Here is a 13,878-nt window from a genome sequence, read left to right as displayed (position 1 = left end):
GCCTAGAGCCGAAGCGCGCCCGCGCCAAGGGTGCGTGCTAGCGCGCGATCTGGTCGAGCGGGATCGCGATTCGCGCGTGGAGCCCCTCGCGCCGCCATTCCTGCGCCATGCTCCCGCCGAGCTGGCGCTCAATCGCCATCTTCATCAGGCGCGAGCCGAAGCCCTCGCCTTCCGGTGGGTCGGTTTCGGGACCGCCACTTTCGGTCCATTCGATCACGGCTTTCCCGTCCTGCTTGGCAAGGTGGACCGCGACCCGCCCGCCTTCGCTCGCGAGCGCGCCGTATTTTGCCGAATTGGTCGCCAGTTCGTGGAACGCGAGTGCGAGCGGGGTGGCGGCGCGGCGGCCCGGCTCGATCGTCTCGCCGCTGATGATGACCGCGTCCGCGCCCGGCACGCCGTAGGGTGCGAGCAAGACGCGCAGCAGGTCGGCGAGGTTGCTCGCCCTGTGCTCGCCCAGTTGCAGCGCGTAATCGTGCGCGCGGCTCAGGGCGCGCACGTGTTCGGTCAGGACCTGGGCGAATTCGCGGTGGGTCGCAGCGCCTCGCGCGTGGAGCGAGATGAGCCCGGTGATGACCGAGAAGATGTTCTTGATCCGGTGCGCGAGTTCGCCGGCGAGCAGTTCGCGCTCTTCGGAGATGCGGTGCGTGTCGTCGATGTCGGTGATCGTCCCGAACCAGCGCGCCGTCTGCGGGTCGGACGAGGAAGGGACCGCGCGGCTCAGCACCCAGCGATAGCTCCCGTCGGCGATCCGCAGCCGCCATTCGTCCTCGAACAGGGTGGCGTTCTCCATCGCCTCGGTCAGCTTGGCGAGGCTCGCGTCGTAGTCGTCGGGGTGGATCACCGTGCGCCAGTCCTCGACGTCGCGCGGGGCGCTCTGGCCCGTGACCTCGGAGAAGCGGGCGTTGAAATAGTCGAACTGCCCGCCGGGCGAGGCCGACCAGGCGATGTCGGGGACCGAATCGAGCACGAATTGCAGCCGGTCCGCGCTCGCCTTCATTTCGGCGACGTTGCGGCGTGCCTGGCGATGGGTCTCGATCCGGCGCTTGACCGCCTCGGCGAGCACCAGCAGTCCTTCGCGCTGGATGTCGCTGAGCCCGCCGGGGCGCGGGGTGCTGTCGGTGACGCACAGCGCGCCCAGCGGCGCTCCCTCGGCCGAAACCAGCGGCGCGCCTGCGTAGAATCTCAAATGCCGCTGCCCCGCCACCGCCTCGAAACCGGCGAAGCGTTGGTCCGCGCTCGCATCGTGCACTTCGAGGATGTCGCCGCCGGTCATGGTGGTCGCGCAGATGCTCGTCGCGCGCGCGGTGTTGTCCGTGTCCCATCCGGTTCGGGCGACGAAATACTGGCGTTCGGCCTCGACGATGCTGACCGCGGCCTGCGGCGTTTCGCACAGGTGCGCCGCGAAGCGGGCGAGGCGCGCAAGTTCCGGGTCGCCGTCGAGCGTGTCGATCTCGAAACTGGCGAGAACGTGGAGCCGCTCCTCCTCGGCGCAAAGCGCGCGGGCGGGCGGGGTGCCGTTCGGCCAGGGGGAAGGCTCGGGTTGGGTCAGCTGCGTATCCTTCGCGGCGGGGCGCCGCATCGTTGTCCATACAGCAAGCCTTTCGCCGGTCAAAACAACCCCGCTGCGCCCGAAAGCCCCCTGCCGGCGCCGCCCTGCAGCCGCGCGGTTTGCCTTTGCCCGGAGCGTTGCTATGCGCGCTGGCGAGAGCGAAGCGCCGCGCCGCTTCGAGAGAGACGTTAGGACAGCCATGCGAGCCACCCCCGATTTCGATTTCCAGCTCGGCGACAATGCCGAGATGATCCGCGACACGACCGCGCGCTTTGCCGACGAGCAGATCGCCCCGCTGGCGGAGCGCACCGACCGCGAGGACCGTTTCCCGCGCGAGCTGTGGCGGCCGATGGGCGAGCTCGGCCTGCACGGCATCACGGTCGAGGAGGAATGGGGCGGATTGGGCCTAGGCTATCTCGAACACGTCATCGCGGTCGAAGAGGTCAGCCGGGCGAGCGCCAGCGTGGGCCTGTCCTACGGCGCGCATTCCAACCTGTGCCTCAACCAGATCCGCCGCTGGGGCACTGACGAGCAGAAGGCGAAATACCTGCCGAAGCTGATTTCGGGCGAACACGTCGGCAGCCTAGCCATGAGCGAGACGGGCGCGGGCAGCGACGTCGTCTCGATGAAGCTGAAGGCCGAGGCGGTGCAGGGCGGCTACGTCCTCAACGGCACCAAGTTCTGGATTACCAATGCCCCTGAAGCCGACACGCTGGTGGTCTATGCCAAGACCGACAGCGAGGCCGGATCGCGCGGCATCACCGCCTTCCTGATCGAGAAGGACGACGAAGGCTTTTCCATCGGCCAGACAATCGAAAAGGTCGGCATGAAGGGCTCGCCCACCGCCGAACTCGTGTTCGAGGACTGCCACGTGCCCGAGAGCCGCGTGATGGGCCCGGTCAACGGCGGCGTCGGTGTGCTGATGAGCGGGCTGGACTACGAGCGCGTCGTGCTCGCGGGCCTCCAGCTCGGTATCATGCAGGCGTGTCTCGATTGCGTAATTCCCTACCTGCGCGAGAGGAAGCAGTTCGGCAAACCCATCGGGTCCTTCCAGATCATGCAGGCCAAGGTCGCCGATATGTATGTCGCGCTGCAATCGGCGCGCGCCTACACCTATGCAGTGGCGAAGGCGTGCGACAATGACCGCACCACCCGTTTCGATGCTGCGGGGGCTATCCTGCTGGCGAGCGAGAACGCCTTTCGCGTGGCGGCCGAAAGCGTGCAGGCGCTGGGCGGCGCGGGCTACACCACCGACTGGCCGGTCGAACGCTACATGAGGGACGCCAAGCTGCTCGACATCGGCGCGGGGACCAACGAGATCCGCCGGATGCTGATCGGGCGCGAGCTGATCGGGGCAGCGGGGTGAGCGAAACCTTCCTCGCCGTCCTGCAATATTACGGCGCGGGTGCGGGGCTGCTCGCTGCGTTCATCGTCTCGCTCAATCTCGGCACGCGGCCCACGGGCTGGGGCTTCGTGATCTTCGTCACCTCCTCGATCGCGCTGATCGCATGGGGGTTCATGAACGACGAAGGGCAGGGGATCGGCTGGCAGAACATCGGCCTGCTCGTGATCAACTGCGTCGGAGTCTATCGCTATCTCTTCGCCGCGCGCGAGGACGACAAGGAACCGGAAGAAACGACCGCATGACCGCACCCGTCCTGAGCTCGAAACTCGACCGCGAAGCGCCCGATGCCAAGGCGCGGTTCGCCCATAACAAGGGCCTCGCCGCCGAACTGCGCGCGAAGGTAGCCGAAGCCGCGCTCGGTGGGCCGGAGCGCTCGCGCGAGCGCCATGTCGGACGGGGCAAGCTGCTCCCGCGCGAGCGCGTCGAGCGCCTGCTCGATCCCGGCTCGCCCTTCCTCGAGATCGGCCAGCTCGCCGCCAACGGGATGTACGAAGGCGACGTCAACGCCGCCTCGATCATCTGCGGGATCGGGCGCGTGGCGGGGCGGCAATGCATGATCGTGTGCAATGATGCGACCGTGAAGGGCGGGACCTATTACCCGATGACGGTCAAGAAGCACCTGCGCGCGCAGGAGATCGCGCAGGAAAACCGCCTGCCGTGCATCTATCTGGTGGACTCGGGCGGGGCGAACCTGCCCCACCAGGCCGAGGTCTTCCCCGACCGCGACCATTTCGGGCGCATCTTCTTCAACCAGGCGAACATGAGTGCGCTCGGTATTCCGCAGATCGCCTGCGTGATGGGTTCGTGCACGGCAGGCGGCGCCTATGTCCCGGCCATGTCCGACGAAACTGTGATCGTGCGGGGCCAGGGCACGATCTTCCTTGCAGGACCGCCACTGGTGAAGGCCGCGACCGGCGAGGAGATCAGCGCCGAGGATCTGGGCGGCGGCGACCTCCATGCGAAGAAATCGGGCGTGGTCGACCACCTCGCCGAGAACGACGAGCACGCGCTCACCATCGTGCGCGACATCGTCAGCCAATTGGGCGCGAACACCGGCGCGGCAGTGGACGTGGCGCTCAAGGACCCGCGCCCGCCGAAATTCGACGCGGAAGACCTCTACGCCCTCATCCCCGAAGACGTGCGCGCGCCCTACGACGTGCACGAGGTGATCGCACGGCTCGTCGACGGCAGCGAATTCCACGAGTTCAAGCAGCACTATGGCTCGACCCTCGTGTGCGGTTTCGCCCACATCTGGGGGATGCCGGTGGCGATCCTCGCCAATAACGGCGTGCTGTTTTCCGAAAGCGCGCAGAAGGGCGCGCATTTCATCGAGCTTGCCTGCCAGCGTCGCATTCCGCTGCTGTTCCTGCAGAACATCTCCGGCTTCATGGTCGGCGGGAAATACGAGGCAGAAGGCATCGCCAAACACGGCGCGAAGCTCGTCACCGCCGTCGCCACCGCGACCGTGCCGAAGGTCACGGTCGTCATCGGCGGCAGCTTCGGCGCGGGCAATTACGGGATGTGCGGGCGGGCCTATTCCCCCCGGTTCCTGTTCACCTGGCCCAATGCGCGCATTTCCGTGATGGGCGGGGAGCAGGCCGCCAGCGTGCTCGCCACGGTCCACCGCGACGCGGCCACGTGGAGCGAGGAGGAGGCGGAAAGCTTCAAGGCTCCGATCCGGCAGAAATACGAGGACGAGGGCAATCCCTACTACGCCACGGCGCGGTTGTGGGACGACGGGGTGGTCGACCCGGTGCAGACCCGCGACGTGCTCGGCCTCGCCTTTTCCGCGTGTCTTGAAGCGCCTATCCCCGAACGCCCGGCCTTCGGCGTCTTCCGGATGTGACGGTGATCAAGCTGTTTCGGGAAATACTATCCGGGACTGTGGCCATTCTGGCCTTTCTGATTGCGACTTCTGGCTTTTTGAGTGTCGTTCTTGAGTGGACGAAGCTTCCGCGCTCGACGCTGGTGCAAATAATAACCGAGAGATACCGTTATATTTTCCATGACCTCCTGATTGATAATTTTCTAGAGATAATTTCCGAATTCATAATGCTGGAATATATCTACATACCGAAGGGCGTTTTAGTTTTATATTCAATGGGCTGCGGGGCATTTTTCAGTTTGCGTAGGCATTACCCAATTATGCCTGAGAAGTTTAAAAATGACGGTATGTTTGATAATGGTATGTGGAGGGCGTTCGATAAGTTTAATTGGCTTATCGTGTCTCTTTTCTGGCCGGGATTTCTAAGAAGTCGTGTGTCTTACGGGGCGGTCGATATTTTCGATCGATTAATTCTAAAAAGGGATGTGTCGCCAGCGATGCACCGCTATGTGATGGTGAGGTTCCTCGGATATTTCTTGATGATAGCCTGCTGCGTCATTGTCATCGTGCTTGCGGGTTATGGCGCGGACAGATTCATTGGCTCCTCCCGCTTCTAGCGGGACGTTGCCACGGTTTCCCTTGCGTAACTTCCCCGGCTTGGGCCAAAAGAGCGTGTCTGGGAGGGATCATTGCTGCATCAACCGGTCGAGGCGGCGCACGTGCCGCGCAAGCCCACGCTGCTTTCGCGCATCGTGCGGCGGATCATCATCGCGATTTACGGCTGGAAGGGCTGGAAGATCGAGGGCTCGCTGCCGAAGCATTTCAAGAAATACGTGATCGCGGGCGCGCCGCACACGTCGAACTGGGACTTCGTCTTCTTCGCGGGCGCGACCCACAAGGAGAAGGTCCTGCCCAACTTCATGGGCAAGCACACCCTGTTCAAGGGGATGATGCGCAACTTCATGCTCGACATGGGCGGCATCCCGATCGACCGCACCCGCCGCGCCAATGCGACGCAGCAGGTGGCCGAGGAATTCGCCCGCCGCGATGAACTCGCGCTGGTGATCGCGGTCGAGGGCACGCGCTCATCGGACGGGCGCTGGAAATCGGGCTTCTACCATATCGCGCAGGCCGCGGGCGTTCCGATCGTTCCCGCCTACGCCGACAACGAGAACATGGTGATCGGCTTCGGGGAGCCGATGATGCCGACCGGCAATTACGGCGAGGACCTCCTGAAGCTCGCCGAATGGTTCCGCTCCAAGCTGCCCGATTACGAAAGGTTCAAGGTGCTCGAGGCGCAGGCCCGGGCGATCATCGAGGGACGCAACGATGTTTGAAGCGCTGCTGGTCAATGCAGGCGTGCTGATCGCGCTGGTGCTGGTGCAATGGGCAATATCCGTGAAGATCGACGACGTGTCGTTCATCGACGCCTTCTGGGGGGCGGGCATGGGCGTGCTCGCCGTGCTGAGCTGGCTGCAGCTCGCCGAGCCCGGCCCGCTTGCCACCCTGCTGATGGCGATGACAGCGGCCTGGGGCTTTCGCCTCGGCGGCTACCTGTTCCTGCGCTGGCGCCGCGAGGGCGAGGACAAGCGTTACAAGATGATTCTCAAGAAGGACCGCGAGAAGGGCAATTTCGCGATCGCCGCGCTGACACGGGTGTGGCTGATGCAGGCGGTGCTGCTGTTCATGGTGTCGAGCCCGGCGCAGGTCGGCATCCTAGGCTCCTCGCCCGCCGCGCCGTTCACCTGGCTGACGTGGCTGGGGGTCGCGATCTACGGCATCGGCATTTTCTTCGAATGGGTCGGCGACTGGCAATTGACCCGGTTCAAGGCGGACCCGGCGAACGAGGGGCAGGTGCTCGACACGGGCCTGTGGCGCTACACCCGCCATCCCAACTATTTCGGCGATTTCGCGGCATGGTGGGGCATCTGGCTGGTCTGCGCGAGCGTTTCGTGGACCTATGCCGCGGCGACGGTGATCGGGCCGCTGTTCCTGTCCTTCACCCTGACCAAGTGGTCGGGCGTGACCCTGCTCGAAAAGGGGATGGACCGGACCAAGGGCGACAAATACGCCGATTACAAGCGGCGCACTTCGGCCTTCTTCCCGCTCCCGCCGAAATCGCGAGGGCAGGCGCGCGCGCGCGGCTAGGCCGGCTGCGCGGCGTGCAGCGGCGCACGAATTTTGCCGTCCCGCCTTTAAGCCGCCGCCTGGTTGCCCTATGTCGGGGCGACCAGCACGACAGTTCGAGGCGACAATGGCACTCACACCGCAGCACCGCGAGGCGGAACGGCACCGGATTGCGCGCATGGTGCTCGACCTCGTCAAGCAGCGCGGGACCGAGATTCCCTACCAGACGGCGGTGTCGGAAAGCGGCCTCACCCGCGCGCGGTTCGAGCAGTTGTTCGAGGACTACGACGACCTGTTCGACGCGATCGCGCAGATTTGGCTCGGCCGCCATATCGAGGTGATGGAAGAGGTGCTGGGCGCGGACCTGCCGCCGCCGCGCAAGATGTACGAATTCTTCCGCCGCCGCTTCGTCATCTCGCGCGACCGCTTTCGCGAGGACCCCGAATATTTCCGCATCGTGTGCGAAATGGGCGCGGCCAATTTCGAGAAGGTCCGCTCCTATGTCGACCTTGCCGATCATTACCTGTGCGAACTGATCGTGCAGGCCCAGGCGGAAGGTTATTTCGCCGGGCTGTCGATCGACGAGGCGCTCTCGCTCATCAACCAGATGGTGCAGCCCTACACCATGCCCGAGGCGATGATCTATCTCGGCGACAAGCTGACCGAGGAGAAGCTTGCGCGGATCGTCGACACCATGTTCATCGGGCTGTCGGGCGAAACCGGCGGCGGCGCGCGCGGGGTCAACACGCTGCGCATCGCGGGCTGAGCTTTCAGCGCCTCCACCAGTCGCATGACGGATCGCCCGGCGCGCGCGCACCGCGGCGCTGCAGGCCGTCGAACAGTCCGCCTTCGATGCGCATGGTCGAAGGCGCGGTGCGATTCCAGTCCATCACGTAAAGCCGCTCGGTGATGCGCCACGCCGCGTCCTTACCCTTGGCGAGCCGGTCGAGATAGCGCCCGCCGACCACCAGCTCGATCTCGCCGCCTTCGGGTCCGGCTAGGAAATGGTAGGCGACGCAATAGGTCTCCGCGCGCGCCGTATCGCCGTCGATCTCGCAGATGACGTTGCCGATATTGTGATGGGTCAGCCGCATCGCGCCGAGACCCTCCATCAGCCCCGAGATTGTCGCGTCGCGCGGCTTTGCGCCGTCGCCGTAATCGATCAGCGCGTCGGCGGCGAAGACGCGTTCGAGCTCGGCCGCATCGCAGCGGTCGATCCCGCGGCAATAGCGCGCGAGCACCTCCTCGATGGCGAGGCGATCGGCGATAAGTTCGGGCGAGGCGCTGTCCATGGCGGCAAGGCTAGGCTGGGCGCGGGCCTGGCGGGATTGGCATTTTGGAGAAGGCCGCGATCACCGCGGCGTTTGACGAGGGCCGCGATCACCGCGGCGGGCGGCGAAAGCGCACCACGTTCGGCGGCAGGTTGCGCGGCACGGCGCGCAGGCGCTTTTCGTTCAGGGCATAGCGCAGGCTCAGCCCTACCAGCACCGCCGACAGGCCGAGGATCAGCCCCGCCCAGACCCAGTGCGGCAGGCCCAGAGCGGCTTCGATCTGGCCGGTGTCGGACAGCATTGCCCGCCCACCGATCACGGTGCGTTCGGTGAACAGATAATCGAAGTCGCGCAGCATACTCATCGCGCCGAGTACGCCGAGGAACTGCAATGTGAAGCGCACGAAGCCCGCCGGGGCGCGCCACGCGATGAGGCCGAGCAGGGCTGCGACCAGCGGCAGGACGATCACGCCGACGGTCGAGCGCACGTAGATCGCCACCGACAGCACGATCGCCCCCCCCATGCCCCACAGCGCCGGGCGCCAGATGCGCGGGTGGGCGCTGGCGACGATCAGCGCCGCCCCGACGAGGCTGGGCGCGAGCGGGCCGCCCGCCGCGATCGCGGCATTGGTAAAGCGCGAGGCATCGCCCGCGACGAGGCTTTCGGCGACGCCAGAGCCGCTCGGGTAGATCACCAGCCGCTCGAAATCCTGGCCCATCAGCACCGCGGTGAGGCCATGGCCCATCTCGTGAAACCACGTGGTGAGGATGACGAAGGGATAGATCAGGTAATTGCCGAAAGGCAGGGCGGGCAGGGCAAGGACCACGATGACCGCGAGGAACAGGCGGCCAACCACCTCGGCCTGGCTGCCTGGCTGGACGAGCGGACGCATCGCCTCAGATCCCGATCGGCGTGGTATCGTCGGGATCGCGCGGTTTCTTGCGCCGGGTGCGCGGAGCCTTGCCGTCGGGCCCGACTCTCGGGCCGTAGCGCGCCTTGGCCTCGGCGGTCTGGGCGCGCTGTTCCTGCAGGATCGACCAGGTCGCAAGGAACAGCCCGGCGACCAGCGGGCCGAGCACTATCCCGGAAAACCCCGTCAGGCTGATCCCGCCCAGCGTCGTGATGAGTACGATCCAGTCGGGAATGCCCGTGTCGCGCCCGACTAGGATCGGGCGCAGCACGTTGTCGGCCGAACTGACGATGACGAAGCCCGAAAACAGCACCAGCAGCCCCTGCCAGACATTCCCGTCGAACAGCAGCCACACCCCGACCGGCCCCCATACGACGACCGTGCCGACCACCGGGATGAGCGAGAAGATCGCCGTGATGACGCCGAGCAGCAGCGCCGAGGGCACGCCGGCGATGACATAGGTGATCCCGGCGAGCGTTCCCTGCACGATGCCGACCACGACCGAACCCTTGATCGTCGCGCGCACGATGCCGAGAAACCGGTCCGCCAGCCGGTCGGCGATGTCGCGCTTTACGGGCGCGGAATGGAGGATCGTCTCGCCGATGCGGCTGCCGTCGCGCAGCAGGAAGAAGATGACGTAGAGCGCGAGAGCGAAGGACAGCACGAAGCTCACGGCCCCGCCTCCGATCGAGACGGCCTGCTGGGCGATGATCCCCGCGCTTTCTCCGAGCAGCGCCTGCAGCCTCTCCTGCACTGCGGCAAGATTGGTCCAGCCCCGCTCGTCCGCCGCCTCGCGCAGCGCCTCGGGCAGCATCGAATAGACCGAATCGAACATCGCGGCGAGGTCGATCGGCTGGTTCTGCAGCATGGTGACAAGCGCCAGCGCTTGCTCGACCACCATCGAACCGATCCACAGCGCGGGCACGAGCACTGCGAAGAAGATGATCAGCAGCGACAGCGAAGCTGCCGTGTTGCGCCGCCCGCGCGTGACCTTGAGCGACCAGCGATAAAGCGGCTGGAACATGATCGCGGCCAGCGCCGCCCATAGCAGCGACGTCGCGAACGGCCATGCGATGATCACCAGCATGGCCGTGACCCCGGCGAGGATCAGCAGGAAACTCGCCTGTTCGAGGTCGAGTGCTGGGCGTGGCGGCTCGGTCGGCATGGGAACGATCTTGCCTCCTAGGGCGGACAGTTCAAGCGCCGCGCGGCGCGCGCATCAGACATCGAGGTTCGCCACGTTCAAGGCATTGTCCTGGATGAACTCGCGGCGCGGTTCGACGATGTCGCCCATCAGGCGGGTGAAGATCTCGTCGGTGACGTCCGCGTCCTCGACCTTCACCTGCAGCAGCGCGCGGTTTTCCGGGTCGAGCGTGGTTTCCCAGAGCTGTTCGGCGTTCATTTCGCCGAGGCCCTTGTAGCGCTGGACCGAAAGCCCCTTGCGCCCGGCGGCGAGGATCGCCTCGAGCAATTGCGTCGGCCGGTTGATCGCATCGTCGGCGTCGCGGGTCAGTTCCTCCACTTCCACGTCGTCGCTCGGCACTTCTTCCTCGGCGGACGCATCGCCCGCTTTCACCAGCCGCACCGGGGCAGCATAGGTTTCGGCCTGCGCCATCGCGAGGCCGTGGAGCTTGTGCGCCTCGGTGCTGGTGAGGAAGCGCCCGTCGACTTCGTGCACGTCGGTCACGCCGCGCCACAGGCGGGCGAACTGGACCTTGCCGTCGTCGAGCACGCGCGCGGACCATTGGGTGTCGGGATCGCTCGCCTGGAGCCGCGTGGCGGTCGCCTGCAGCTTCTCCTCGCGCGCGGCGTCGGAAAGCTGCGGGTCGAGCGCGCCCGACAGCGCCATCTGTTCCACCAGCGCGGGATCGTAGCGACGCGGCACGAAGGCCAGCAGGTTCTTGAACCGGAGCGCGTGTTCGACGAGGCTCCTCAGGTCCTCGCCCGAGCGCGCCCCGCCGACTGTCTCCAGCATCCGCCCCTGTAGCCCGGCATCGACGAGATAGCGGTCGAGCGCGCCCTGGTCCTTCAAGTAGACTTCGCTGCGGCCCTTCGAAACCTTGAACAGCGGCGGCTGGGCGATGAACAGGTGCCCGGCCTTGACGATCTCGGGCATCTGGCGATGGAAGAAGGTGAGCAGCAGCGTGCGAATATGCGCTCCGTCCACGTCTGCGTCAGTCATGATGACGATCTTGTGGTAGCGCAGCTTTTCTATGTCGAATTCGTCGCGGATGCCGGTGCCCATCGCCTGGATCAGCGTGCCGACTTCCTTGGACGAGATGATCCGGTCGAACCGCGCGCGCTCGACGTTGAGGATCTTGCCCTTCAAGGGCAGGATCGCCTGCGTCTTGCGGTCGCGCCCCTGCTTGGCGCTGCCGCCCGCCGAATCCCCCTCGACGAGGAAGAGTTCCGCCTTGGTCGCGTCGCGTTCCTGGCAGTCGGCGAGCTTGCCCGGCAGGCTCGCGACGCTCATCGCGCCCTTGCGGCTCATCTCGCGGGCGCGCCGCGCGGCTTCGCGCGCGGCGGCGGCGTCGATGATCTTCTGGATGATCGCCTTGGCGTCGGCAGGGTTTTCCTCGAGCCATTCGGTCATCTTCTCGCCCATCAGGCTTTCGAGGGGTGAGCGAACTTCCGAGGAGACGAGCTTGTCCTTGGTCTGGCTGCCGAACTTGGGATCGGGAAGCTTCACGCTGACGATCGCGGTGAGCCCTTCGCGCATATCCTCGCCCGACAGGCTGACCTTTTCCTTTTTCAACAGCCCTTCGCGGTCGGCGTAATTGTTGAGCGTGCGCGTCAGCGCCGCGCGGAAGGCGGCGAGGTGGGTTCCGCCGTCACGCTGCGGGATGTTGTTCGTGAAGCACAGCACGTTCTCGTAATAGGAATCGTTCCATTGCAGCGCGACGTCGATGCCGATTCCGTCCTTGTCCGCGGCGACCGCGATCGGTTCGGGCACGAGCGGCTGCTTGTTGCGGTCGAGATATTTCACGAAGGCCGCAATCCCGCCCTCGTAGTAGAGATCGTGTTCGAGCACGTCCTCGTGCCTCCGGTCGCGCAGCAGGATGCGCACGCCCGAATTGAGGAAGGCGAGTTCGCGGTAGCGGTGTTCGAGCTTGTCGAAATCGAATTCGGTGACGTTCTTGAACGTGTCCGACGAAGCCTTGAAAGTCACCCGCGTGCCCTTTTTCAGGCCGTTTTCGTCGCCGTTCGATTCCACCGGCGGCGCCTCCCCGCGCACTTCGAGGCTGTTCACGGCATCGCCGTGCTCGAAACGCATCCAGTGTTCCTTGCCGTCGCGCCAGATGACGAGCTCGAGCCATTCGGAAAGCGCGTTCACGACCGACACGCCGACGCCGTGGAGGCCGCCCGAAACCTTGTAGGCGTTGTCGTCCGAGGTGTTCTCGAACTTACCCCCTGCGTGCAGCTGGGTCATGATGACCTCGGCCGCCGACACGCCCTCTTCCTTGTGCATATCGGTGGGGATGCCGCGCCCGTTGTCCTCGACCGACACGGACCCGTCGGGATTGAGTTCGATCAGCACAAGGTCGCAATGGCCGGCCAACGCCTCGTCGATGGCGTTGTCGGAGACCTCGAACACCATGTGGTGCAGGCCCGATCCGTCGTCGGTGTCGCCGATATACATACCGGGCCGCTTGCGAACGGCATCGAGGCCCTTCAGAACCTTGATCGAATCCGCCCCGTATTCGCCGTTCTGGCGCGCTTTTTCGGAGGTGGCGGGGGAAGTCTCGGGAGTGTTTTCGTCCATGCCGATTATATAGGCGCTGACGGGGGAAAACCCAAACTTTCGCGCCGTTTCGGCGGCGTCTTTTCCACCATCCGCCTGCCCGGCGCGACGGGGGGCTTTTCCGGGGGCTTGGCGGGCCTTTAGAACTCGTGCGCGAAGGCGAGGCGGAAATGGACTTTCCCGCGCCAGACCATCCCATGCAGCATGGGGATGAGCGCGGCGCGTGCTTCTTGTGGGAACTGGCTTTCGTAGCAGCCCAGCGCTTCGCCCGCCGCTTCGAGATCGACCCTCTCGTAGCCGATCCGGTCGGTGATGAGCGCAGGATCGGTCCGCGCCCAGTCCTCGAAGCCGGGCGGTGCGGCAATGGCGGGGTCGGCGGGGATCGCCGAATAGAGCAGGTCGGGCCGCCCGTCCCCCATCCCGGCAAGCACCTGCGTCACCACGGCGCTCACCATGCGGTGATCGGAATGGCCGTAGCCGCCTTCCGGCCCCCAGGTCATGACCACGTCGGGCTCGTAACGCTCGACCGCCTCGGCAACCCGCGCGGCGAGTGTGCGCGCCGGGCTGTCCGGCATCCGCGCAAGCGGGGCGAGCGTCCCGTCGCCGAGCCGCCAGAACTGCGGCTGCTCCAGCCCCAGCGCGGAGGCCGAGCAGCGCGCTTCGTCTTCGCGCAGTGCGGCCAGCGCCTCGCCCGGCTCGAGCCCGCTCGACCCCGGCCCGGCATCGCCGCTGGTGGCGAAGACCAGCGCGACCTCGCCCCCGCTGCGCGCGGCGATGGCGAGCGCGGGGGCGATGGTGATCTCGTCGTCGGGATGGGCGAGGATCGCCAGGATGGAGGGCGGCTCGTCGAATTCGGGCAATTCCGGGCCGGACGGAATATCCTGCGCGCGTGCCCAGCCGGTCAACGCCGACGCTCCCATCGCCAATGCCGCCGCCGCCGCGACCATCGCCTTGCCCATCGTGCTCTCCTCTATCCCACGCGTTCCCACATTCGTGTGCCGGGGTAAAGAAAGTCTGGCCGGATCCGGGTCTTGCGGCAGCGCGCGGCG

The 13,878-nt window shown here is 65.8% G+C and carries 13 protein-coding genes; 7 read left to right on the top strand and 6 right to left on the bottom strand.

The features are described from left to right. Positions 1-37 precede the first annotated feature (37 nt). Entirely contained in the window at positions 38-1,579 is a 1,542-nt protein-coding gene (locus tag G9473_RS11790; RefSeq protein ID WP_291133528.1) for an HWE histidine kinase domain-containing protein, read from the bottom strand. Between the two features lie 169 nt (positions 1,580-1,748). Here G9473_RS11790 and G9473_RS11785 point away from each other — a divergent pair, with 169 nt between their 5' ends. From G9473_RS11785 to G9473_RS11755, 7 genes are all read left to right on the top strand, one after another. Then, entirely contained in the window at positions 1,749-2,915 is a 1,167-nt protein-coding gene (locus tag G9473_RS11785) for an isovaleryl-CoA dehydrogenase (protein WP_291133527.1), read from the top strand. Then, complete coding sequence (locus tag G9473_RS11780; RefSeq protein WP_291133526.1) at positions 2,912-3,196, top strand: hypothetical protein; 285 nt, start codon at positions 2,912-2,914, stop codon at positions 3,194-3,196. The genes G9473_RS11785 and G9473_RS11780 overlap by 4 nt, the downstream gene beginning before the upstream one ends. Continuing rightward, complete coding sequence (locus tag G9473_RS11775) at positions 3,193-4,800, top strand: carboxyl transferase domain-containing protein (RefSeq protein ID WP_291133525.1); 1,608 nt, start codon at positions 3,193-3,195, stop codon at positions 4,798-4,800. The genes G9473_RS11780 and G9473_RS11775 overlap by 4 nt, the downstream gene beginning before the upstream one ends. 2 nt (positions 4,801-4,802) lie before the next feature. Next, entirely contained in the window at positions 4,803-5,396 is a 594-nt protein-coding gene (locus G9473_RS11770; protein WP_291133524.1) for a hypothetical protein, read from the top strand. Positions 5,397-5,468: 72 nt separating this feature from the next. Then, positions 5,469-6,116: a lysophospholipid acyltransferase family protein gene (locus tag G9473_RS11765; RefSeq protein ID WP_291133523.1), complete on the top strand. Its 648-nt coding sequence runs from the start codon at positions 5,469-5,471 to the stop codon at positions 6,114-6,116. Beyond that, complete coding sequence (locus tag G9473_RS11760) at positions 6,109-6,927, top strand: DUF1295 domain-containing protein (protein WP_291133522.1); 819 nt, start codon at positions 6,109-6,111, stop codon at positions 6,925-6,927. Before G9473_RS11765 ends, G9473_RS11760 begins: the two co-directional genes overlap by 8 nt. A gap of 106 nt (positions 6,928-7,033) precedes the next feature. Then, positions 7,034-7,672, top strand: coding sequence for a hypothetical protein (locus G9473_RS11755; protein ID WP_291133521.1), 639 nt, complete (start codon positions 7,034-7,036; stop codon positions 7,670-7,672). A 4-nt stretch (positions 7,673-7,676) separates the two neighbouring features. Here the strand turns inward: G9473_RS11755 and G9473_RS11750 are convergent, their stop codons facing one another. The 5 genes from G9473_RS11750 to G9473_RS11730 all read right to left on the bottom strand — a co-directional run bounded on the left by G9473_RS11750 (position 7,677) and on the right by G9473_RS11730 (position 13,788). Then, complete coding sequence (locus G9473_RS11750; protein WP_291133520.1) at positions 7,677-8,198, bottom strand: nuclear transport factor 2 family protein; 522 nt, start codon at positions 8,196-8,198, stop codon at positions 7,677-7,679. An 88-nt stretch (positions 8,199-8,286) separates the two neighbouring features. Beyond that, the gene (locus G9473_RS11745) at positions 8,287-9,069 is read right to left on the bottom strand and encodes a M50 family metallopeptidase (protein WP_291133519.1); all 783 of its coding nucleotides are present in this window, start codon (positions 9,067-9,069) and stop codon (positions 8,287-8,289) included. A 4-nt stretch (positions 9,070-9,073) separates the two neighbouring features. Next, positions 9,074-10,252, bottom strand: coding sequence for an AI-2E family transporter (locus G9473_RS11740; RefSeq protein ID WP_291133518.1), 1,179 nt, complete (start codon positions 10,250-10,252; stop codon positions 9,074-9,076). Between the two features lie 54 nt (positions 10,253-10,306). Further along, positions 10,307-12,850 carry a DNA topoisomerase (ATP-hydrolyzing) subunit B gene (gyrB, locus tag G9473_RS11735; protein ID WP_291133517.1) on the bottom strand — a complete coding sequence of 848 codons (2,544 nt, stop codon included), beginning with the start codon at positions 12,848-12,850 and terminating at the stop codon, positions 10,307-10,309. A 119-nt stretch (positions 12,851-12,969) separates the two neighbouring features. Then, positions 12,970-13,788: a PIG-L family deacetylase gene (locus G9473_RS11730; protein ID WP_291133516.1), complete on the bottom strand. Its 819-nt coding sequence runs from the start codon at positions 13,786-13,788 to the stop codon at positions 12,970-12,972. Between the last annotated feature and the right edge of the window lie 90 nt (positions 13,789-13,878).

The sequence above is a fragment of the Erythrobacter sp. genome (genome assembly GCF_011765465.1).
Taxonomy (GTDB): domain Bacteria; phylum Pseudomonadota; class Alphaproteobacteria; order Sphingomonadales; family Sphingomonadaceae; genus Erythrobacter.
This window is presented reverse-complemented; position numbering and strand designations above follow the sequence as displayed.